Source organism: Paraburkholderia aromaticivorans (assembly GCF_012689525.1).
In the GTDB taxonomy this organism is placed as follows: domain Bacteria; phylum Pseudomonadota; class Gammaproteobacteria; order Burkholderiales; family Burkholderiaceae; genus Paraburkholderia; species Paraburkholderia aromaticivorans_A.
Map to the genome: position 1 here is coordinate 64,213 of NZ_CP051516.1, position 22,241 is coordinate 86,453.

The following is a 22,241-nucleotide window of genomic DNA, read 5'->3' on the forward strand; positions in this document are numbered from 1 at the left end:
ACCATGGCCAAGCAATGGGAAGTCGTGATCGGTCTGGAGACCCACGCGCAACTGTCGACTCAATCGAAGATTTTTTCCGGCACCGCGACGCAATTCGGCGCGGCGCCGAACACGCAAGCCAGCCCGGTCGATCTGGCCTTGCCCGGCACCTTGCCGGTAATGAACCGCGGCGCTGTGGAACGCGCGATCCAGTTCGGCCTCGCGATCGGCGCGACGGTGGCGCCGCGCAGCATCTTCGCGCGCAAGAATTATTTTTACCCCGATCTGCCGAAGGGCTATCAGATCAGCCAGTACGAAATCCCTGTTGTGCAGGGCGGCCAGGTGACGATTCAGGTGCCGGCCAATGAAAAGGCGGGCAAGGAAGCGTACGAGAAAGTCGTTAACCTGACGCGCGCCCACCTCGAAGAAGACGCGGGCAAATCGCTGCACGAAGACTTCGCGGGCATGACCGGCATCGACCTGAATCGTGCGGGCACGCCGTTGCTCGAAATCGTCACCGAGCCGGAAATGCGCAGCGCGGCCGAAGCAGTCGCCTACGCGAAGACGCTGCACACGCTCGTCACGTGGCTCGGCATCTGCGATGGCAACATGCAGGAAGGCTCGTTCCGTTGCGACGCGAACGTGTCGGTGCGTCCGGTCGGCCAGGCCGAATTCGGCACGCGCGCCGAGATCAAGAACCTGAACTCGTTCCGCTTCCTCGAAGAAGCGATTCAGTACGAAGTACGCCGTCAGATCGAACTGATCGAAGACGGCGGCACGGTGGTGCAGGAAACGCGTCTGTACGATCCGGACAAGCGCGAAACGCGCTCCATGCGCAGCAAGGAAGACGCGCACGATTACCGCTATTTCCCCGATCCCGATCTGATGCCGCTCGTGATCGACGCGGCGTGGATCGAGCGCGTCAAGGCAGAGATGACGGAGCTGCCGGTGGCGATTCAACAGCGCTTCGTGTCGCAATACGGTTTGACGCCGTACGACGCCAACGTGCTGACGTCGAGCAAAGCCATGGCCGCGTACTACGAAGCGGTGGTGAGCAAAGTCGGCCCGGCCAACGCCAAGGCTGCGGCTAACTGGCTGATGGGCGAAGTGTCGTCGCAACTGAATCGCGAGGGTCTCGACTTTGCCGGGAGCCCGGTGTCGTCTGCGCAACTTGCGTTGCTGCTGCAGCGTATCGCCGACGGCACGATCTCCAACAAGATCGCGAAGGAAATTTTCCTCGCGATCTGGGAAGAGAAGGCTACCGACGAAGCCGCCGCCGACCGCATCATCGAGGCGAAAGGGCTGAAGCAGATTTCGGATACGGGCGCGCTGGAAGCGATCATCGACGAAGTGCTCGCCGCGAACCCCAAGTCGGTCGAGGAATTCCGCGCCGGCAAGGAAAAGGCATTCAACGCGCTGATCGGTCAGGCAATGAAAGCGACGAAGGGCAAGGCCAATCCGGCGCAGGTGAACGAACTGTTGAAGAAGAAGCTGTCCTGAGTTGACGCTGAAGTAGAGAAGCGCGGCTGAAGCGTTCGCGCTTCAGCTATCACGGGCTGTTGCCGGAAACGAAAGTGGGGCAACGGCCCGTTTCATTTTGCGGGTCCGTTAAACGAACGCAGATCACGGAGTGTGTGGATGGCCAAGCAACCCGAACTCGACGATTTCCGCGTGCCGTATTTCGACGACGGCAAGAAAAAAAGCAAATTCTCGCTGAGCGATTTCGACCCGGCCGCCAAGCCGTTTTCGACCGGTTCGAAAGATTCCGACAAGGCGCGTCTGTCGGAGATCGGCGCGAAGCTCGACACTCTGCAAGAGTGTTTGCACGCGCAGCAGACGCGCCGTGTGTTGCTGGTGCTGCAGGGCATGGACACGAGCGGCAAGGACGGTACGATCCGCGCGGTGTTTCATGAAGTCGATCCGCTCGGTTTGCGCATCGTGCCATTCAAGGCGCCGACGCCCGTCGAGCTCGCACACGATTTCCTCTGGCGCGTGCATTCGCAAGCGCCTGCCGCCGGTGAGCTGACGATCTTCAACCGCAGTCACTACGAAGATCTGCTGGTCCCCACTGTGCTCGGCACTTTGGATGAGCAAGCGTTCGTGCAACGCTGCTGCCACATTCGCCAGTTCGAACAGTTGCTGGCGTATAGCGGCACGGCCATCGTCAAGTGCATGCTGCACATTTCGAAAGACGAGCAACGTGCGCGTCTGCAGGCGCGCATCGACGATCCGAGCAAGCACTGGAAGTTCGACGTCGCCGATCTCGAAGCGCGTAAGCAGTGGGACAAGTATCAGGCGGCGTATCAGGACGGGCTGGCCGCGACATCGACGGAATACGCGCCGTGGTACGTGATTCCGGCCGACTCGAAGACGCATCGCAACGTGATGGTCGCGGAGTTGCTGTTGCGCACGTTCGAAGCGCTGAAGCTCGAATATCCCCCTGCCAAAGAGTCGCTGAAGGGCATCAAGGTCGAGTGACCGTGCCCTTTTGCTCCATAAACGAATCGAACATAAAAGGAACGACATGTTGCGTGTGATTACCGCGAACCTGAACGGCATTCGCTCAGCGGCGAAGAAGGGGTTTTTCGACTGGTTCGGAGAACAGAAGGCCGACGTGCTGTGCGTGCAGGAAATCAAATGCTCGCAGGACGACATGACGCCGGAATTCATGGCTCCGCACAACTTCACCGGCTATTTTCAACACGCCGTGAAGAAGGGTTATAGCGGTGCGGGCGTGTACACGCGTCACGAACCGGACGAAGTGGTGATCGGTTTCGGCAGTGAAGAGTTCGACCCGGAAGGGCGTTATGTCGAATTGCGTTTCGGCAAGCTGTCGGTGATTTCGGTGTACGTGCCGTCGGGTTCGAGCGGCGACGAACGTCAGCAGGCCAAATACCGTTTCATGGACGAGTTCATGCCGCATCTCGCGGAACTGTCTCAGGAGCGTGAAGTGATCGTGTGCGGCGACGTCAACATCGTCCACAAGGAAATCGATATCAAGAACTGGAAGAGCAACCAGAAAAATTCGGGTTGCCTGCCGGAAGAGCGCGCATGGCTCACCAAACTATTCGATGAAGTGGGTTACGTCGACGTGTTCCGCACGCTCGACCAGCGGCCGGAACAGTACACGTGGTGGAGCAATCGCGGCCAGGCGTACGCGAAGAACGTCGGGTGGCGGATCGATTATCACATCGCGACGGCGGGTATCGCGAGCAAGGCGAAACGCACCGACGTGTTCCGCGATATCAAGTTCAGCGACCATGCGCCGCTGACGGTGGATTACGACCACAAGGTCAAGAAGTAAGCACGGCAGGCGAGGCTGAAGTCTCGCCTTGTCAGGCCAGAGGCGCGAGCGCGCAGCAAGCGAACCGGCAGTTGGCCCTGTGGAAAGCGTTGTCGCGGAAGAAGCGGGCGCTTAAGGCCCGCGCGCCTCAGTCGCGGATCAGTTTGCGGCGCGGACGGCCCATGCCGGCGTAGTCCGGCAGCGCGTCCACCGTCTTGCCGATCGCCTTCGCATAGAGCGGCAGCATGTCCGGCAAGCGCTTGATGATGTCCTGACGGCGCGCCGGCGTGTAGGGATGCACGTAGATGAAGCCCTGATTGCGATTGCTGCGCGTGGCTTGCGCCAGCTTGTCCCAGAGCGTGACCGCCGCGCGCGGATCGAAGCCGGCGCGCGACGCGATATCGCTGCCGATCACGTCGGCTTCCGTTTCGTCGGTATTTTCGTACTTCATTTCCAGCAGGCGCGAGCCGATGCCGAGCGGTGCCGCGCCCAGATCGGCGAGCCCGAATAGCTGCGGGATCGTGCCGGACGAGTCGAGCTGGCTCGCCTGCAGTTGGCCGAGCCGCTCGCGTGCATGTTCACGCAGCGCATGCGCGATCTCATGGCCGATCAGCATGCCGAGTTCGTTGTCGTTCAGACGCGCGCGGTCGAGCAGGCCGCCGTAGACGACGATCTTGCCGCCCGGCAGACAGTACATGCGGATATCGGTCGAGCGCACCACCGCCACATCCCACTTCCAGTTCTTGGCCCGCTCGTTCCATTTCAGCGAGTACGGAATCATCTTGTCGACGATCGAACGCACGCGCGTGACATGCGCGTCGGTGTCGGCGTACAGACGGTTTGCGTGCTCGGCGCCGTAGGCGATCTGGTTGAACTCTTCGGCGGCTTGCGCTTCGAGCATCGGCGATGGGATCAGGTTGCGGAACACCAGATAGCCGCCGTAGCGCAACTGCGTGTTCGGGGTGTACGACGCGGACGCCGGGGCGGGCATCGACGGGACACTAGGCGCTTTGGCGGTCGCGGGCGGAGAAGATGTCGCAGCGGGCGTTCTGGCCGTGACCGGAGCCGGCGGCGGTTGCGTCGATTGGGGTGACGAAGGTGATGAAGGCGACGAAGGCGACGAAGGCGGCGTTGCAGCGGCAGGCGCGCTGGTGGCATTGTTCGCGCCTTGTGCCGCCGATGTCGCATTTTCAGGGCTCGCGGCCGTCGCCGCTGCGGGCTTCGCCGTCGGCGCTGACGTCGTGGCCGGCGCCGCTGCGGGTGCACTGGTAGCGGCTGCCGGCACGGCTGCCGCATAGGCGTTCAATGGCGCGGCGAACGTCAGGCTCACACAGCCAAGCGCCCATACGGCGTGCAGCGCCACGCGGCTGCCCTTGACCGCAGCACGCCGGGACGCAATCGAGCGCGCCGCACCCTTCGAAAGAAGCGACTTCACGACTGCTTCCTCCACGGCGCGATGCGCAGCAGAAGCAACATGCCGGGCAAACCCAACGCGGTACAAACGATGAAGTAATCGAACCAGCCGATCCGCGCGACCACGTAGCCGCTTGCCGCAGAAGCCAGCGTGCGCGGCACGGAAGCGAGGCTCGTGAAGAGCGCGAACTGGGTAGCGGTGTAGCGCGGATCGGTGGTACTGGCGATATAGGCGGTGAATGCCGCCATCGTCAGCCCAGTGGCAAAGGTTTCCAACCCGTAGACGAGCGCCAGCGCAACTGAACGCGGCTCGAGCTGCACAGCCCAATCGACGCCCACCAGCGCCAGCAGTTTCGTCGTGCCTTCGCTCAACCCGACGGCGATGTCGTAGATAGCCACGAGACCGGGCGAAGCCGGTCCGAGATGCGCGAGCCATGCAAAGCCGAGCGTCGACACCATCTGCAGGATGCCGAAGATCCACAACCCACGTCCGATGCCGATTTTCATCAGCCAGATTCCGCCGACGATCCCACCCGCCAGGCTCGCGCCGAAAGCAGTGGTCTTCGCGATCACACCGATCTGCGTGCGCGAAAAGCCGATGTCGAGAAAGAACGACGTAGACAGCGTGGTCGCCATCGTGTCGCCGAGCTTATACAGGAAGATGAAACCGAGCACGAACAGCGCGCCGCGCCAGCCGTCGCGTTGAATGAATTCCTTGAACGGCTGCACGATTGCTTCGCGCAGGTTCTTGGGCGGCGTGCCGTGGACTTCGGGTTCGCGCACGACCAGTGTCATGACCATGCCGGGCAGCATGAACGCGGCCGTCACGATGAAAACGGTGCTCCACGGCAAATGGTCGGACAGGATCAACGCGAGCGAACCGGGCACGAGTGCCGCGATCTTGTACGCGTTCACATGCACCGCGTTGCCGAGCCCCTGCTGCGTATCGCTCAACAACTCGCGCCGGTAGGCGTCGATCACGATGTCCTGGCTCGCGCCGAAAAACGCGACCAGCGCCGTCAAAGCCGCCACCGTCCAGATCGAGTCTTTAGGCGACACGAACCCCAAGGTGGCGATGGCGCCGGCCACCAGAATCTGCGTGACCAGCATCCAGCCGCGCCGTCTGCCCGGACGCCAGCCCGGAAAACGCGGGACGTAGCGGTCCATCAGCGGCGCCCAGATGAATTTCCAGGTGTACGGGAACTGGATCAGCGCAAAGAGGCCGATTTCCTTCAGATTGACGCCTTCGGAGCGTAACCACGCCTGCACCAGATAGACGAGCGTGAACAGCGGCAATCCCGACGTAAAGCCGAGAAAGACGCAGATCAGCATGCGCGTATTCAGGAACGCGCGCCAGCCGGGATGTTCTTCGTGAGCGGTAAGTGCAGGCGCCTCGTGCGGCGGGTTCGACATGTGTATAAGTTGCGTTAGCTTTTCTTGACGCGATAGACCGCAAGACTACCACGCCAGTTCACGCCCCAACGCACCACCTGACCGTCGTGCAGCACCACGCGGTCGAGAATCTCGATGCCGACTTCCGGCGCGAGCGCCTCGAAATCTTCGATCGTCAGTACCCGCACGTTCGGCGTGTTGTGCCACTGATAAGGCAGCGACTTCGACACCGGCATGCGGCCCTGCAACACCGACAGCCGATGCGCCCAGTAGCCGAAGTTCGGGAACGACACGATGCATTCCTTGCCGACCCGCACGGTCTCGCGCAGGATTGCCGCCGTCTGATGAATGGTTTGCAGCGTCTGCGACAGAATCGCGAAATCAAAGCTGCCGTCTTCGAACAGGCGCAGGCCGTCTTCCAGATTCTGCTGGATCACGTTGACGCCGTTTTGTGTCGACGCCAGCACGCCCGCGTCGTTGATTTCGATGCCGTAGCCCTGCACCTCCAGCTCTTCGGTCAGGAGCGAGAGCAGCGAGCCGTCGCCGCAGCCCAGATCCAGCACCGTGGCGCGCGGTTCGACCCAGCGGGCGATCGCGCGGAAGTCCGGGCGCAGCGCCAGGTAATCGAGTGCTCGCTGGTTCATGCGTTCACCTCGTTCGCAATACGTTCGTAATAGGCGCGCATCAGGTTGTGATAGCGCGCGTCGTCGAGCAGGAAGGCGTCGTGGCCGTGCGGCGCGTCGATTTCCGCGTAGGTGACGGTGCGCTTGTGGTCGAGCAGCGCCTTCACCAGTTCGCGCGAGCGGGCCGGCGCGAACCGCCAGTCGGTCGAGAAGCTGGCGATCAGATACTTCGCCGTGGTGTGCGCGACAGCGGCCGTCAGATCGCCGTCGAAGGCTTTGGCCGGATCGAAATAGTCGAGCGCGCGCGTGATCAGCAAGTAGGTGTTTGCGTCGAAGTAGTCGGCGAATTTGTCACCCTGATAACGCAGATACGACTCCACTTCGAATTCCACGTCGAAGTTGAAGTTATAGGCGTCTACCGCGCCTTCCGCGCGACGCAGCGAGCGGCCGAATTTCTCGGCCATGTCGTCGTCGGACAGATACGTGATGTGGCCGATCATGCGCGCGACGCGCAAGCCGCGCTTCGGCTTGATGTTGTGCGCGTAGTAGTTGCCGCCATGGAAGTCGGGGTCCGAGAGGATCGCCGAGCGCGCAACCTCGTTGAACGCGATGTTCTGCGCGGACAGCTTGGGCGTGGACGCGACCACGATGCAATGGCCCACGCGCTCCGGATACATCATGCTCCACGCGAGCGCCTGCATGCCGCCGAGGCTGCCGCCCATCACCGCGGCGAAGCGCGTGATGCCGAACTGGTCGGCGACGCGCGCCTGGGCGTTGACCCAGTCTTCCACCGTTACGACGGGGAACGTCGCGCCGTACGGATTGCCGGTGGCCGGATCGATGCTCATCGGTCCGGTCGAGCCGAAGCACGATCCCAGGTTGTTCACGCCGATCACGAAGAACTTGTCGGTGTCGAGCGGCTTGCCTGGGCCGACCATGTTGTCCCACCAGCCGATGTCCTTGGGATTGTCGGCGTACACGCCCGCCACGTGATGCGAGGCGTTGAGCGCATGGCACACCAGCACCGCGTTGCTACGCGCGGCGTTGAGCGTGCCGTAGGTCTCGACCATCAGGTCGTAACCGGCCAGCGAGCTGCCGTTCTGCAACTGCAGCGGCTCGGTGAAATGCATTTTTTGGGGAGCGACGATACCGATCGATTCCATTCATTCCGCCATTTATCAAAACAGGCGGCTAAACGGCGTCGGCAAAAGCACGGAGGAACGACTGTGTGCGCGGCTGACGACCTCTTTAGCCGCATTTATAGTGAACCGCGGGAAACGTTCCCGGCAGTTCGCGCGCCCGCAATCGAGTCAGCAAATCGGCGCGTAGATGGTTTTCAAGCAGGTGTTCAGGGTGTTGCGGACAGCGGTTCCGAATGAATCGGGGTGCCGCAGTCAGGCGCAAAGTATAGCGGAAATTTTTGTGCGGCAACGTCGCGGGCGCAGAGCGTGGGGCGGCGCATGCCGAGCGGACTACTGAAGAATCAGGAGCAGTTGCGCGTCGGCGTGTTCAGCGGGCGGGCGTGCGAAGCCGCTGCGCACATAGCGGTGCCAGCGGCCGATGATGTAGCTCAGCAGCAGACTCGCCCGAATCGCGGGATCGTAGCCGGCGGGCAGCGGGACGGCGTTCTCACCCGAACTCGCAGCGGTGTTCGCCTCCATTTGCGCAAGCCGCAGGCATTGCTTCAACGACGACTCGACGCGCTCCAGCATCTGATTGACGCGCTCGGTCAGCCGTTCATGCTCGCCGACCAGCGCCTCGCACGTCAGCACGCGCGTCATGCCAGGATTCTTCGCGGGGAAGTTGAGCAGCATTAGCGCGATCGAGCGCGCTTGCAGTACGCCGTTGCTCTCCTTGTCGGCGATCTGGTTGATCAGCCCGAAGATGGTCTGCTCGATAAACTCGATGAGCCCTTCGAACATTTGCGCCTTGCTGGCGAAATGACGGTACAGCGCGGCTTCCGAAACGCCAAGCCGGGCGGCGAGTGCCGCAGTGGTGATCTTTTCGTTTTTCGGCGCCTCCAGCATCGCGGCGAGCGTCTGGAGGATGTGCACGCGGCGCTCGCCCGGCTTCAGGCGCTGCGCGCGCGGGGCGGCGAGCGTGGTGTTCGGTTCGTGTTCGGTTAAGACTTCGTCAGGCTTGTCGATCGGCTGCATGGCTGTCGTCCCGTCTGCTGTCTCTTCAATCGAACCGAGCGGGTGCTCAGTCGTAATGATTTTAACGAACGAATGCTTCTGTCGACATAGTGTGGCCGGCCGGTGCCGGGCAGGCGCGTCGGCACGCCGTCCGCGTGCGGCTTGCGCGGCAGATGGCCGGTGATCCACACCGTGCGGATGCCGAGCCGCCGGTAGTTCTTCAAGTGCGAGCGCGTGTCTTCGACGAGGATCACGTCCTTCAGCGATACGTGCGCGTCGCGCATGGCCTTGCGCAGCATCGCGTGGTCGGGCTTGGCGCGCCAGCGGCGGCGATCGCGCATGTGCTCGATGGCGATCACCTGTTCGAACAGACGCTCGATACGCAGTTCGGCGAGCACGGCGCGTGCATAGGCCTCGGGCGCGTTGGTCAGCACGATCTTGCGGCCCGGCAACGCCGCGACGAGGCGCGCGACGCCGCGTTCATGGCGGATCATCGAGCCGAGATCGGGGAAGGTGTGCACGACTTTCAGGAAGTCGTTCGGATCGAGCGGATGGTGGCGCGTCAGGCCGAGCAGCGTTGCGCCATAGCGTTGCGTGTAGCCGGTGCGCAGACGGTTGGCTTCGTCGATGTCCACTTGCAGTGCGTCGATGATGTACTGCGTCATCCCCTGATTAATTGCCGGAAAGATCGCGTGCGATGCGTGATGCAGCGTGTTGTCGAGGTCGAACAGCCAGACCGGACGGCCACCTGCGATGTGCGGACGACGGCTTCGGGAGGTGGGAGTGCGCATGGTGGAGAGCGCCGTTCAGGCGCGAACAGTTGCCTCACGCGGCGAACGCGAACGGTTCACGGTGCGGGTGGCGGGAAAGGAGGGGAGAACGGGTTGGCGCGCCATGGCGGCGCGTTGTTGCGAGCCGCAGAAGGTGTAGCGCTTGCCGTACACGCTGTACGACTGGCCGGCGCAACAGCACGGCACACAGTGCACGCCATGCTGACGTGTCGCGTGTGCCGGGTTTGAGGCAGGAATCAATGCGAGCGGATCATCGTGCCGAACGGCTGTTCGGTGAGAATTTCCAGCAGCACCGAGTGCTCGATACGGCCGTCGATGATGTGCACCGACCGCACGCCGCTCTTGGCCGCGTCCAGTGCCGACGAGATTTTCGGCAGCATGCCGCCGGAGATCGTACCGTCGGCGAACAGGCCGTCGATTTCGCGCGCCGACAGATCGGTCAGCAGATTGCCTTCCTTATCCATCACGCCGGGGATGTTGGTCATCATCACGAGCTTTTCGGCGTTCAGCACCACCGCCAGCTTGCCCGCGACCAGATCCGCGTTGATGTTGTACGACAGGCCGTCTTCGCCGAAACCGATCGGCGAGATCACCGGAATGAATGCGTCGTCCTGCAATGCTTTCACGACCGCCGGGTTGATCGCCTCGACTTCGCCCACCTGGCCGATATCGACGTATTGGCCCGGATTATCGCGATCCGGCATCAGCATCTTGCGCGCGTGGATCAGGCCGCCGTCTTTGCCCGTCAGGCCGACCGCGTGGCCGCCGAAGTGGTTGATGAGCGTGACGATGTCCTGCTGCACTTCACCGCCGAGCACCCATTCGACGACTTCCATCGTCTCTTCGTCGGTGACGCGCATGCCCTGGATGAACGTGCCCTGTTTGCCGATTTTCTTCAGCGCCTGGTCGATCTGCGGACCGCCGCCGTGCACGATGACCGGATTGATGCCGACCAGCTTGAGCAGGATCACGTCGCGCGCGAAGCCTTGCTTGAGCCGCTCTTCGGTCATGGCGTTGCCGCCGTATTTGATGACCACGGTCTTACCGTGATACTGACGAATGTAGGGTAGCGCCTCGGCCAGGATTTCAGCCTTCAGGGTGGGCGCGATCTGCGAAAGGTCGGGAAGCTCGGACATGGCGGCAGGCTCAGGCACGGAACAGTTAAAACAGGGCGAATTGTACAGGACTGGCGCGCTGCAACAGGGTTTTCGATAGTTGCGCGGGCGGCGGGCGCTCCCGGCTTTGCGCGCCGCGCAATGACAGCCCGCGGACGCCAGCGGACGACGAAGCGTACCGCGCTTCGGACGTGCCGGTAAATTAGCCGAACGGACGACTCACGGAGGTTCGCCAGTCGTGGCATCATTTCCTGATCCCGGCTGAAGCGAGACTATCCGGCCCGTCATGAAACCGTCCGTTTCCCGTTCTGAAAGCAGCGCGCGCTGCCCGAGCTGCGGCAACGCGTTCGACTGCGCCATGCATGGGCAGCCGTTCGACTGCTGGTGCCGCGAGATGCCGCCGTTACCGGTGGACCGGCTCGATCCGGCCAGACGCTGCCTGTGCCCCGAATGTCTTGCCGCGGAGATTGCGCGAGCGGCTCAGGCGCGGCCGGGTGGCGTGTGATTTGCGCTGAGGGTGCTGGATGCGGCAGTGTTTGAGGACGTGCCGGCGGCCGATGGGAGCGCTGCCAGCTTACGAGTGTGCTGCTGGCGTACGAAAACGCCGCCGATTTACGAGGGTGCTACCGGCTTACAAAAACGCTGCCGACTTACGGGAGCTCCACGGCCCGATGAGAGCGCTGCCGGCTTACCAAACCGCTGCCGACTTATGCCGCCCGGCGGTGCTCGCCTGCAAGCGCACTCAGGTCACGCGCGACGGCTTCCAGCGCCGGCTCCCACTGACCGAATTGCGGCTGCCGGTACAGCGTGGCGCTCGGATACCACGGACTGTCGCGGCGGTCGAGCAACCAGACCCAGTGCGGATTGACGTCAAGCAGCACCCAGGTGCGCTGGCCGATCGCGCCGCTCAGATGCGCCGCAGACGTGCAAACCGTAATGACAAGATCAAGCGCGCCGACAAACGCGGCGGTATCGTCGAAGGTCGCGAATTCGGCGGTGTGGTCGGTCATCGGCAAGCCGGCCGCGCGTGCCGCCGCCACGTCCGCGCCGGCGCCCGGCTGCAATGAATAGAACGCCACATCCTGCACGCCGCCGAAGTGAGCCGCATAGCGTTCCCAGCCGACGCGCCGGAACGGATTGCGTTGGTGGCCGTGGCTGCCGGTCCACGTTAGCCCGACTTTGAGCCGCGATTCCCCGGCAAGCCGCTCTTGCCACGACTTGGTGGCTGTTGAGTCAGCTCGCAAATAGGGCGCCGCCGGAATCGTTTCCTCGTGCGTGTCGAATATCAGCGGCAGGCTCAGCAACGGAATCTCGTAATCGAACGCCGGTAGCGATTCGACGCCGCCGCCGGCTGAAAACTCGTCCGCATGACCGCCGAGGCTGCGCGTGAGCAGCGCTCCCATCTGCGGGAACGAATTCCAGATGAGACGGCCGCCTTCGCGATGGACGCGCTCGGCCAGCATCGGAATATAGCGGCAGAACTGCAAGAGGTCGCCCATGCCTTGCTCGCCCCACACCAGCAGCGTCTTGCCGGCGAGCGGTTCGCCGCGCCAAAGCGGCGCCGGCATCACCGGACGGTTGCCGCCCAATTCCGAAGAGCCGTCCCAGCGCGCTTCGTGCGATGCCCAGCCGTGCGCATAATCGGCACGCACGAGTTGCAGCATGGAGAGATTGGAGCGCATGCAGGCGTCGTTGGGGGCCAGCGCGCAAGCGGTTTGGGCGGCTTGCACCGCGTCGTCCCAGCGTTGCGCCTCACGCAGCGTCAGCGCATAGTTGTTGTGCGCCAGCGAGCTATGCGGTGCGCATTGCACGGCCTTTGCGCCGGCTTCGAGCGCGCGCGGCAGATCCATTTTTGTGCGACAAGCGTGCGTGAGATTGGTCCACCCGTCGCCCTCATCGGGTTCATCGCGGACGGCATTTTCCAGCAGCGCGATCTGTTCGTTCAGGTCGCCGCCCGTGAACGTCAGCGCAGCGGCGAGATTGTTGCGCAGGCGCGGCAAACGCGGATCGATTGCAAGTGCATGGCGATAGGGTGCGATGGCTTCGGCATGCCGGTTCGCCATCTGCAGCACGTAGCCGAGGCGAAAGTGTGCAAGAGCGTTGCGCGGATCGAGTTGGGCAATAATGGCGGCGAGTTCGATTGCGTCGCCGGAATGGTGTTGTTCGAGCAGCTTGGTCGTGAGCGAATCGAGCGCCGCGTGGTCGAGTGGATGGATTCGCACCGCAGCGTCGAGGCAGTCGGCTTCGGCCTGCGCCGTGCCGGTTTGCCGGGCTGCGGCGGCTTGTCGCAGAACAGTCAGGAAAGCTGAAGAGGCGTCGGCCTCGCTGTGGGAAGTCGGTAGCATGGATGGGTTGCGCAATGGAGGACACGAAGAAAAGTTCGTTCCCGTTAGGCGCTATCGCAAAAATTCCATGTTACCGACACAAGGCCGCGAGGTAAGTCGGACTAGTCCGAACAGGTAAATTAAAGTCATGCATCGAATCACCAACACTGGCCGCGTCAATCTCGGGCATCTGTTCTGGCTGCGCAGTCTCGCGATCATTGGCCAATTGATGACGATCGCGTTCGTGCAGATCTTCATCGGCGTGCACTTGCCGTTGCCCGCCATGCTGCTGGTGATCGCGCTCGAAGTGATCTTCAACGGAATCACGTGGTGGCGCGTCTCGCAGCAGCGCCCCGAATCCAACATGGAATTGTTCGGCCAGATCTGGGTCGATCTGGGCGCGTTGTCGGCACTGCTGTTTCTCTCCGGCGGCACCACCAATCCATTCGTTTCGCTCTATCTGCCATCGCTCGCCATCGCGGCGGCCGTGCTGCCGTGGCATCTGATGGCGTGGCTCGCGGCGTTCGCCGTGGCCTGCTACGCGGTCCTCGGTTTCGATTCCGTGCCGCTGAATCTCGACAATCCGGCGAACCTGTTCGACTACTACCGCGCGGGCATGTGGGTGAACTTCATGGTCAGCGTTGGCCTCATTGCATGGTTCGTCGCGCGCATGTCGCGAGCGTTGCGGCTACGTGACGCAGCACTCGGAGACGCGCAGCAGCGCTTGCTTCACGACGAACGCGCGGTCGCTCTGGGTGTCCAGGCCGCCACTGTGGCGCACGAAATCGGTACGCCGTTGTCTACAATTGCCATGTTGTCCGAAGAATTACGAGATGCAGCGCGTTCCGATAAGGGACTTGCGCCTTATAGCGCAGATCTCGAATTGCTCGAACAACAAATGACATTGTGTACGTCGGCGCTTGCGCGCTTGCGCAGCCGGGCGTCGACGACCACCAACCGGCAACTGGTCGGCGAGTGGCTCGAATCGTTTGCCGAGCAGTGGCGCTTGCGTCATCCGCATGTGAAGTTCGAGCGGGTCGGCGTGCCGCCCGCGGATGTCAGTCTTGACGATTCGGTGGCCGTGAGTCAGATTCTCACGATTTTGCTCGACAACGCCGCGCGTGCAAGCCGCGATCACGTGACGCTGTCCTGCGCGCTGGCGGCGCGCGGCGACCAGATCGTCTTCGAAGTATGTGATGCGGGCCCGGGCATTCCGGCCACGTTGCGCGGCTCGCTCGGAGCGATGCCGGTCGAGAGTACGCAAGGTGGACACGGCGTGGGCCTCTATCTGGCGTTTTCGGCGGCGGCGCGTCTGAATGGATCGATCGAACTGACCGATGTCAGTGCGATCAAGCCGCGTGGCACGCGCGCGGTCCTGAAGCTGCCGCTCGCCGGACGCAAATTTTCTGGCAAAGGCCGTCAAGGCGCTGCGCCATCCAACACGGAGAAACAGGCATGAGCGATATGAATTTTCTGGTGATCGACGACGATGAGGTGTTCTCCGGCATCCTCGCTCGTGGGCTCACCCGGCGCGGCTACACGGTGAGCGAGGCGCACAACGCGGATGAGGCCATCAAGCTGGCGAATCGGCAGAAGTTCAGCCAGATCACGGTGGATCTGCATCTCGGCAATGATTCCGGTCTCACGCTCGTCGCGCCATTGCGCGATTTGCAGCCCGACGCGCGCATGCTGGTGCTGACGGGTTATGCGAGCATCGCCACCGCGGTGCAGGCGGTGAAAGACGGTGCCGATAATTACCTGGCCAAGCCTGCCAACGTCGAGACGATTCTGTCGGCGCTGCAAAGTGAAGCGAGCGCGCTGCAAGCAGAAGAGGCGATCGAGCATCCCACGCCGTTGTCGGTGGCGCGTCTGGAGTGGGAGCATATTCAACGCGTGCTCGCCGAGCACGGCGGCAATATTTCGGCTACCGCGCGCGCGTTGAACATGCATCGGCGCACGCTGCAGCGCAAGCTGGCGAAGCGGCCGGTCAAGCAGTAAGCGAGTCGTTTTGGCTCCGCTTGCCGCAAACAAATGAAAACGGGCCGCCTGATCGAAGGCAGCCCGTTTTTCTTACGCATCACATCTGATTCGCCTCAAGCGATGAACACCACATGCGGCGGTATCTGCATCGACATCACAGCACGTAGCGCGACAGATCCTCGTCTTCCGCCACTTCGTTCAGCGCGCGATCGACATAGGTCGCGTCGATCTGCACCGTCCGGCCCGAGTGATTGCCGGCCGCGAACGAGACTTCCTCAAGCAGCTTTTCGATCACCGTGTACAGACGGCGTGCGCCAATGTTCTCGGTCTTTTCGTTGACCGAGTACGCGATCTCCGCAAGGCGGCGAATGCCGTCGTCGGCGAATTCGAGGTGCACGTCTTCGGTGGCCAGCAGTGCCTGGTATTGCTTGACGAGGCTCGCGTCCGTGGACACCAGGATCGATTCGAAGTCCTTCACCGACAGCGAATCCAGTTCGACGCGAATCGGGAAACGCCCTTGCAGTTCCGGAATCAGATCGCTCGGCTTGGCCAGGTGAAATGCACCGCTCGCGATGAACAGAATGTGGTCGGTCTTCACCATGCCGTACTTGGTGTTGATCGTGGTGCCCTCGACCAGCGGCAACAGATCGCGCTGCACGCCCTGACGCGAAACTTCGCCGCCGCCGGCTTCGTTGCGCGAGGCGATCTTGTCGATCTCGTCAAGAAACACAATGCCGTTCTGCTCGACGTTCTGCACGGCCTTGGCTTTCACCTCTTCGTCGTTCAGCATCTTGCCGGCTTCTTCGTCGGTGAGAACCTTCAGCGCTTCCTTGACCTTCAGCTTGCGGCGCGTTTTCTTGCCGCCGCCGATGTTCGCGAACATCGAACGGATCTGCTCGGTCATGTCTTCCATGCCCGGCGGCCCCATGATGTCCATGCCGACTTGCGGCTGTTCCACGGCGAGCTCGATTTCCTTGTCGTCGAGCAGGCCTTCGCGCAGACGCTTGCGGAATGTCTGGCGCGTGGTGCTGCCTTCGTCGACGGTATCCGCGGCGCTCGAACTCGCGCCGAAGCCGACCGGGCGCGCGCTTGGCAGCAGAATATCGAGGATGCGGTCTTCGGCCTGATCTTCGGCTTTGGTCCGCACTTTGCGCATTTCCGTTTCGCGCGTCTGTTTGACCGAGATTTCCATCAGGTCGCGCACGATACTGTCCACGTCGCGGCCCACATAGCCGACCTCGGTGAACTTGGTCGCTTCGATCTTGATGAACGGCGCGTCGGCCAGTTTTGCCAGACGCCGCGCGATTTCGGTCTTGCCGACGCCGGTCGGTCCGATCATCAGAATGTTCTTCGGCGTGATTTCCTGACGCAGCGGATCTTCAACCTGCTGACGGCGCCAGCGATTGCGCAGCGCCACAGCCACCGCTTTTTTCGCGCGGCCTTGGCCGATGATGTGTTTGTCGAGTTCCGAGACGATCTCGGCAGGGGTCATGGTGCTCATCGTGTGTCCTTACTCGATCGTCTCGATAACGCGGTTATGGTTCGTGTAGATGCACATGTCGCCGGCAATCTCTAGCGACTTCTCCACGATTTCACGGGGCGACAGTTCAGTGTTGTGAGCGAGCGCAGTCGCGGCGGCTTGCGCATAGGCGCCGCCGGAACCGATCGCGCAGATGCCGCCTTCCGGATCAAGCACGTCGCCATTGCCGGTGATGACGAGCGTGGTGGTGGCGTCAGCGGCGATCAGCATGGCTTCGAGACGGCGCAGCATGCGGTCGGTGCGCCAGTCTTTGGCGAGTTCGACGGCGGCGCGCGTGAGGTTGCCTTGATGTTTTTCCAGCTTCGCTTCGAAGCGGTCGAGCAGCGAGAAGGCGTCGGCCGTGCCGCCGGCGAAGCCGACCAGCACCTTGCCGTTATAGATGCGCCGGACTTTCTTCGCACCGCCTTTCATGACGATGTTGCCTAGCGTCACCTGGCCGTCGCCGCCGAGCGCGACTTTGTCGCCGCGGCGCACGGAAACGATCGTCGTGCCGTGAAATTGCTCCATATGCGTTCCTCTTTGCAAAACGGGTAGGACGCGGCAGCGCACTGCGCTACCGCATGAATCCTGAAAGCGGACGGCGCGCGACGCTAACAAACGAACCGGCCGGCGCGCGCTCGTGCAGCGCATGTCCGATTTATTTTAGGGCGTGCGCGGTCATATCAAGAGCCGGCAAATGGCATAAGACAAAAAACACGTGAATTGGTGCGGGGTGCGGGCCCGCGGCATCGGGCGGCGCGGGGCTGGGATAGCGCGAATCCCGGTCGCGAGCCGGCAAATGGCGTAGGACAAATACAGATGGATTCGGGAGCGAACGCGGCGGTTACGCCGATAGGCGGTGTCGAGGCGAGGTGGGTGACAGCCTGCATCACGGCGGACCAGAGCAGAGAGGCGGACGCGCCGAACGCGACCGGATTGCGCGCGAATTCATGCATATCGCCGCCGGTAGCCGTCTCACGGCAATGCCTCAAGCATGCGTCACACAAAACAAAAAGGCGCACGGCTCACCGTGCGCCTCTCGACGAAGCAGCTTTTCAGGGCGCGGAGCCGAAGCCGCGCCGCAAGCGTTCAGTCGCCGAACAGCTTCTGGCGCAGTTCGCGGCGCTCCTGCGCTTCGAGCGACAGGGTGGCCGTGGGCCGTGCGAGCAGACGCGGGATGCCGATCGGCTCACCGGTTTCTTCGCACCAGCCGTAGTCGCCCGAGTCGATGCGCGCGATCGACTGCTGCACCTTCTTCAGCAGCTTGCGCTCGCGGTCGCGCGTGCGCAGTTCGAGCGCATGCTCTTCCTCGATCGTTGCGCGGTCGGCCGGGTCCGGCACGATTACCGTCTCGCGCAGGTTTTCGGTCGTCTGGCCGGCATTGCGGAGAATATCCGCCTGCAGTTGTTCGAGCTTGTTCTTGAAGAAGGCGAGCTGATCCTCATTCATGTAATCCTTGTCGCTCATCTTCAGGATTTCGGCTTCGGTCAAGAGTCGTTTCGTCGTCATCTGGCTTACTTCTTCAATGTGAGGCAAAACTCTTACATAGTGCCCGCACTTTCGTATTGCCCGCAAATGCGCCTCGAGGACGCTGAGCGCCAAGGCGGGCACGGACGGTGGACTGTCGTGACGCCGAAGCGCCTGGCGCCCACACGCCGGGCGTCGCAACGCTAATGCGGGGCCGAACTCCTCTGGAAACCGATTCTCAAATGCTCCTGAGGCATTGCTTGCCGACAGCGCGCCTTTTCAGGCGCTGCCAGCCGGCATTGTCGGCGTATCGTCCGGATAAGATTTTCCGGCGCCTTTCAGGCCCGTCGCGGGATACGCGCTGACCGGGCAATTCGTTGTCATTCTCCAGTGGGCACGTATTGTAACTGAATCACAATCTAGCACCGCAAGTGGTGAAAATCCCCGTACGGCACCCGATATCCCGAAAATATAACGCGCGCACGACCAAAAAGCGATGGTCGTGCACGCTTTAATACAGCAGGGTTTTCACGCGCTTTTCATACACGCGACTTTTCAGTGAGCTTTCGGCCGCCGTTAAGGCGGATTCCGCAGATGATTTGGCCGGCGCGCGCTTTGCGCATATCTGCGTTTCAGGCACTACAGCACGGCGCATGCCGTGTCGTACCGCTTTCGGTCTGAATAAACGACAAGCCCCGGGCAAGCCGGGGCTTCACGCTTCTTAGGCGAGGCAGGCGTCCAGACCGTCGGTGATCAGGTCTTGCGGCAATTCGATGCCGATAAACACCATTTTGTTGGTCTTTTTCTCGACCGGCTGCCATTTTGCGGCCAGATCGCTGCCCATCATCTGATGGACGCCCTGGAACACCACCTTGCGGTCGACGCCCTTCATATAGAGCACGCCCTTGTAGCGCAGCAGGCGCTCGCCGTAAATCTGCAGAATGCCGCCGAGAAAGTCTTCCAGCTTGTTCGGATCGAACGGGCGGTCGTTGCGGTAGACGAACGACTTGATCTTGTCGTCATGGTGCGCATGGTGGTGATGCGCGTGATCATGGCCTTCGTGATCGCAATGATCGTGCTCGTGATCGCAGTTGGCGTGATCGTCGTGGGTGTGGCCGTGTTCGTCATGCGCGTGAGCGTGGCCGTGCGCATGCTCGTCTTCGACGAGGAAGTCCGGATCGATCTCAAGCTTCGAATTCAGGTTGAAGCCGCGCAGGTCGAAGATTTCCTTGATGTCCGCCTCGCCGAAATTGACGACCTTGATCGCCGCCCTCGGATTCATATGCAGCAGACGGTGACGCAGATCGGCCATGTGTTTTTCATCGACCAGATCCGACTTGGTGATGAACAGGCGGTCGGCGAAACCGACCTGGCGCTGCACGACTTCGTGTTCGTCCAACTGGTGGTTCGCGTGCTTGGCGTCGACCAGGGTGATGATCGCGTCCAGCAGGAATTCATTGGCGATCTGGTCGTCCATGAAGAACGTCTGAGCAACCGGACCCGGATTGGCCAAACCGGTGGTTTCGATCACGACGCGATCGAAATCCAGTTTGCCCGACTGTTTCTGCGCCGCCAGATCGCCCAGCACGCGCGACAGGTCGCCGCGAATCGTGCAGCAGATGCAGCCGTTGCTCATCTGAATGATCTGCTCGCCCGTGTCCTGGACGAGGATTTCGTTGTCGATGTTCTCTTCGCCGAACTCGTTTTCGATCACGGCGATCTTCATGCCGTGCTTTTCATTCAGGATGCGCTTGAGCAGGGTGGTTTTGCCGCTGCCGAGAAAGCCGGTCAGGATGGTGACTGGGATCATGTGGGTCGCCTGTATGGTCGTGTAACGGTGCGTAATCGAGTGCGTGGGCCAGGCGCGCAGCCGGGTGGCGCGCTGCCCTGTCCAGGCGGTTATTGAAACATATCTGTCAAGGCGACGCTGGCGGACCCTGGTTCGAGCCCGCTTTCGCCATGCCGGCGACGCCGGAAATAAACCCGAACCTATGGGCGATCAGGCGATTTGCAACAGCAGGCCCTTCAGGTATTCGCCTTCCGGGAACGCGGTGAGCAAGGGGTGATCCACACCGGCCCCAAGCCGCTTGAGAATCCGGGCGTCCACGCGCGCATCGGCGGCCGCGCCGGACACGATCTTCTGAAAAAGCTCAGCGTCGATCGCGCCGGAGCACGAATAGGTGAAGAGCAGGCCGCCCGGGCGCAGCAACTTCAGGCCGGTCAGGTTGATGTCCTTGTAAGCGCGCGACGCGCGGTCCACATGTTCACGCGACGGCGCGAATTTCGGCGGATCGAGCACGATCAGGTCGAAGCGCTCGCCCTCATCGTAGAGGCGGCGCAGCGTTTTGAAGGCGTCGGCGTCGAGCCAGGTGGCGCGCTCGGCGTCGAAGCCGTTGGCCGCCACGTTCTGCTGGGCGATCGCCAGCGCGTCGCCCGACGAATCGATCGACACCACGCGTTTGGCGCCACCTTTCAACGCTGCCAGCGAGAAGCCGCCCGTGTAGCAGAAGCAGTTCAGCACCTCGCGATCCTGCGCGAGCTGCTGCACCAGCAGGCGGTTGTCGCGCTGGTCGACGTAAAAGCCGGTCTTGTGGCCATTGCGCACGTCGACGTGATACCGCACGCCGTTTTCGCTCGCGATCAACGCTTCCGACGGCGCTTCGCCCGCCAGCACGCCGGTGATCTGTTCGAGTCCTTCCTTCTGACGAATCGACACGTCCGAGCGTTCGTAGACGTTCGGGCAGCCGGTCGCGCCCGTCAGCGCCGCGACGATCGCTTCCTTCCACGCCTCCACGCCCGCCGCCATGAACTGGCAGACTAACTGGCTGCGCTGGCCTTCGTCCTCGGCCACGTAGTGATCGACGATCAAGCCCGGCAGGCCGTCCGCCTCGCCGAAAATCAGCCGCACCGCGCCGGTGTCGTGGACCATCGTCTGACGATGCGCGAGCGCGCGCTGCACGCGGCGCTTGAAGAACGCGTGATCGATCGGCTCGCTTTCGTCGAAGCTCCACACGCGGGCGCGGATCTGCGAATGCGGGCTGTAGGCCGCGCGCGCGAGAAAACGGCCGTCGTGCGCGCGCACCAGCACGGTGGCGCCGGGCGCGGGATTGCCGTCGATCCGGTCGATCGCGTTGGCATAGACCCACGGATGGCGGCGCAGCAGCGACTTTTCTTTCGACGGTTTGAGCGTAACGGTATTCATCAGGGTGTCAGAGAGAGCAATGGGCCGCGCGGCACAGCGCACGCGGCAGGTAAAGCGAAGGCGGAGACCGCACGCCGCGAATCGAGCCGCGGAGTCAGTCGCGTTTTTTGGCGCGCGGATGCGCCTGATCGTAGACGTGCGCGAGATGCTGGAAATCGAGCGCGGTGTAGACCTGCGTCGCGGTGATGCTGGCGTGGCCGAGCAGTTCCTGCACGGCGCGCAGATCGCCGCTCGACTGCAGCACGTGCGTGGCGAAAGAATGCCGCAGCACGTGCGGATGCACGTTGGCGGGAATGCCGGCGACCAGCGCCGCGCGCTTCACACGATCGCGCACGACATTCGGCGACAGGCGATTGCCGCGCGCCGAGAGAAACAGCGGATACGGATCGTGCTTCACCATCTGGTCACGGACGGCGAGCCAGGCGCTCAAGGCTTCCAGCGCCTTGCTGCCGACCGGCACGACGCGGCGCCGATTGCCCTTGCCGAGCACTTCGACCTCGGCGGAATCGAGCTTGAGCCAGCCGGCCGAGCGGTAGCCGTCAGCATCGGCGAAACGGGCGTCGAGGCCGACGAGTTCCGCGAGTCGCAGGCCCGACGAGTAGAACAGTTCGAGGATGGCGTGATCGCGCAAACCTTCGGGCGATGCGGCTGGCGGGCTTTCCATCAGACGCGTGGCGTCGTCGACGGATAGCGCTTTGGGCAGCGGTTTGGCCTGCTTCGGCGCGCGCACGGTCGCGACCGGATTGGCCGGTAGATCGACGCGGCCGGCGAGCCAGCGGTAAAACGCGCGCCACGCCGACAGCCGGTGGCTGATCGAGCGCGCCGTCAGGCCGCCCGCGTGCGCTCGCGAAACGGCGCCGCGAATGTCGACGGCCGTCAGGCTTTCGAGCGGCCGGCCTTTGGCCAACCGCTTGAGTTCTTCCAGTTCGTGGGTGTAGCCGCGCAGCGTATGCGCCGAGAGCCGCCGCTCGTGTTCGAGATTCGACAGATAGGCGGCGATCGGGTCGGCGGCGGTCAC

20 protein-coding genes are annotated in these 22,241 nt (G+C 62.6%); 6 read left to right on the forward strand and 14 right to left on the reverse strand.

The window, feature by feature from the left end; genetic code table 11:
• Positions 1-3: 3 nt before the first annotated feature.
• From gatB to HF916_RS28315, 3 genes are all read left to right on the forward strand, one after another.
• Positions 4-1,479, forward strand: a complete 1,476-nt coding sequence (gene gatB / locus HF916_RS28305; RefSeq protein WP_168792230.1) for an Asp-tRNA(Asn)/Glu-tRNA(Gln) amidotransferase subunit GatB — start codon at positions 4-6, stop codon at positions 1,477-1,479.
• Between the two features lie 138 nt (positions 1,480-1,617).
• A complete protein-coding gene (locus HF916_RS28310; protein ID WP_168792231.1) occupies positions 1,618-2,457 on the forward strand; it encodes a PPK2 family polyphosphate kinase in 840 nt (279 codons plus the stop codon).
• A 46-nt stretch (positions 2,458-2,503) separates the two neighbouring features.
• Positions 2,504-3,283 carry an exodeoxyribonuclease III gene (locus tag HF916_RS28315; RefSeq protein WP_168792232.1) on the forward strand — a complete coding sequence of 260 codons (780 nt, stop codon included), beginning with the start codon at positions 2,504-2,506 and terminating at the stop codon, positions 3,281-3,283.
• A 127-nt stretch (positions 3,284-3,410) separates the two neighbouring features.
• Here HF916_RS28315 and HF916_RS28320 read toward each other — a convergent pair whose 3' ends face one another.
• The 7 genes from HF916_RS28320 to argB all read right to left on the reverse strand — a co-directional run bounded on the left by HF916_RS28320 (position 3,411) and on the right by argB (position 10,752).
• The gene (locus HF916_RS28320) at positions 3,411-4,697 is read right to left on the reverse strand and encodes a M48 family metallopeptidase (protein ID WP_431311447.1); all 1,287 of its coding nucleotides are present in this window, start codon (positions 4,695-4,697) and stop codon (positions 3,411-3,413) included.
• Positions 4,694-6,088 (reverse strand): AmpG family muropeptide MFS transporter, encoded by a 1,395-nt coding sequence (locus HF916_RS28325; protein ID WP_168792233.1) that lies wholly within the window; start codon positions 6,086-6,088, stop codon positions 4,694-4,696. Before HF916_RS28325 ends, HF916_RS28320 begins: the two co-directional genes overlap by 4 nt.
• A 14-nt stretch (positions 6,089-6,102) precedes the next feature.
• A complete protein-coding gene (gene metW / locus HF916_RS28330; protein ID WP_168792234.1) occupies positions 6,103-6,711 on the reverse strand; it encodes a methionine biosynthesis protein MetW in 609 nt (202 codons plus the stop codon).
• A complete protein-coding gene (metX, locus tag HF916_RS28335) occupies positions 6,708-7,853 on the reverse strand; it encodes a homoserine O-succinyltransferase MetX (protein ID WP_168792235.1) in 1,146 nt (381 codons plus the stop codon). The genes metW and metX overlap by 4 nt, the downstream gene beginning before the upstream one ends.
• 309 nt (positions 7,854-8,162) lie before the next feature.
• A complete protein-coding gene (gene slmA / locus HF916_RS28340; RefSeq protein ID WP_168792236.1) occupies positions 8,163-8,846 on the reverse strand; it encodes a nucleoid occlusion factor SlmA in 684 nt (227 codons plus the stop codon).
• Positions 8,813-9,616, reverse strand: coding sequence for a pyrimidine 5'-nucleotidase (locus HF916_RS28345; protein WP_168792237.1), 804 nt, complete (start codon positions 9,614-9,616; stop codon positions 8,813-8,815). The genes slmA and HF916_RS28345 overlap by 34 nt, the downstream gene beginning before the upstream one ends.
• A 236-nt stretch (positions 9,617-9,852) precedes the next feature.
• Positions 9,853-10,752: an acetylglutamate kinase gene (gene argB / locus HF916_RS28350; RefSeq protein WP_007179687.1), complete on the reverse strand. Its 900-nt coding sequence runs from the start codon at positions 10,750-10,752 to the stop codon at positions 9,853-9,855.
• A gap of 265 nt (positions 10,753-11,017) precedes the next feature.
• On the opposite strand from argB, the gene HF916_RS28355 reads away from it, so the two are divergent.
• Positions 11,018-11,236 (forward strand): cysteine-rich CWC family protein, encoded by a 219-nt coding sequence (locus HF916_RS28355; RefSeq protein WP_168792238.1) that lies wholly within the window; start codon positions 11,018-11,020, stop codon positions 11,234-11,236.
• 202 nt (positions 11,237-11,438) lie between these two features.
• Here the strand turns inward: HF916_RS28355 and HF916_RS28360 are convergent, their stop codons facing one another.
• Positions 11,439-13,076 carry a tetratricopeptide repeat protein gene (locus HF916_RS28360; protein ID WP_168792239.1) on the reverse strand — a complete coding sequence of 546 codons (1,638 nt, stop codon included), beginning with the start codon at positions 13,074-13,076 and terminating at the stop codon, positions 11,439-11,441.
• Positions 13,077-13,203: 127 nt separating this feature from the next.
• Here HF916_RS28360 and HF916_RS28365 point away from each other — a divergent pair, with 127 nt between their 5' ends.
• Both HF916_RS28365 and HF916_RS28370 read left to right on the forward strand, forming a co-directional pair.
• Positions 13,204-14,514, forward strand: a complete 1,311-nt coding sequence (locus HF916_RS28365; protein ID WP_168792240.1) for an ATP-binding protein — start codon at positions 13,204-13,206, stop codon at positions 14,512-14,514.
• Entirely contained in the window at positions 14,511-15,053 is a 543-nt protein-coding gene (locus HF916_RS28370) for a response regulator transcription factor (RefSeq protein ID WP_168792241.1), read from the forward strand. The genes HF916_RS28365 and HF916_RS28370 overlap by 4 nt, the downstream gene beginning before the upstream one ends.
• Positions 15,054-15,189: 136 nt before the next feature.
• Here HF916_RS28370 and hslU read toward each other — a convergent pair whose 3' ends face one another.
• The 6 genes from hslU to xerC form a co-directional block, all read right to left on the reverse strand.
• On the reverse strand, positions 15,190-16,536 hold the full coding sequence (hslU, locus tag HF916_RS28375) for an ATP-dependent protease ATPase subunit HslU (RefSeq protein WP_168792242.1): 1,347 nt from the start codon (positions 16,534-16,536) through the stop codon (positions 15,190-15,192).
• A 9-nt stretch (positions 16,537-16,545) separates the two neighbouring features.
• A complete protein-coding gene (gene hslV / locus HF916_RS28380; RefSeq protein WP_168792243.1) occupies positions 16,546-17,082 on the reverse strand; it encodes an ATP-dependent protease subunit HslV in 537 nt (178 codons plus the stop codon).
• Between the two features lie 561 nt (positions 17,083-17,643).
• Complete coding sequence (gene dksA, locus HF916_RS28385; RefSeq protein ID WP_012431412.1) at positions 17,644-18,063, reverse strand: RNA polymerase-binding protein DksA; 420 nt, start codon at positions 18,061-18,063, stop codon at positions 17,644-17,646.
• Positions 18,064-18,742: 679 nt separating this feature from the next.
• On the reverse strand, positions 18,743-19,831 hold the full coding sequence (locus HF916_RS28390; RefSeq protein WP_168792244.1) for a CobW family GTP-binding protein: 1,089 nt from the start codon (positions 19,829-19,831) through the stop codon (positions 18,743-18,745).
• A gap of 189 nt (positions 19,832-20,020) precedes the next feature.
• A complete protein-coding gene (locus HF916_RS28395; protein ID WP_168792245.1) occupies positions 20,021-21,223 on the reverse strand; it encodes a class I SAM-dependent rRNA methyltransferase in 1,203 nt (400 codons plus the stop codon).
• Between the two features lie 94 nt (positions 21,224-21,317).
• Positions 21,318-22,241: a tyrosine recombinase XerC gene (xerC, locus tag HF916_RS28400; RefSeq protein ID WP_168792246.1), complete on the reverse strand. Its 924-nt coding sequence runs from the start codon at positions 22,239-22,241 to the stop codon at positions 21,318-21,320.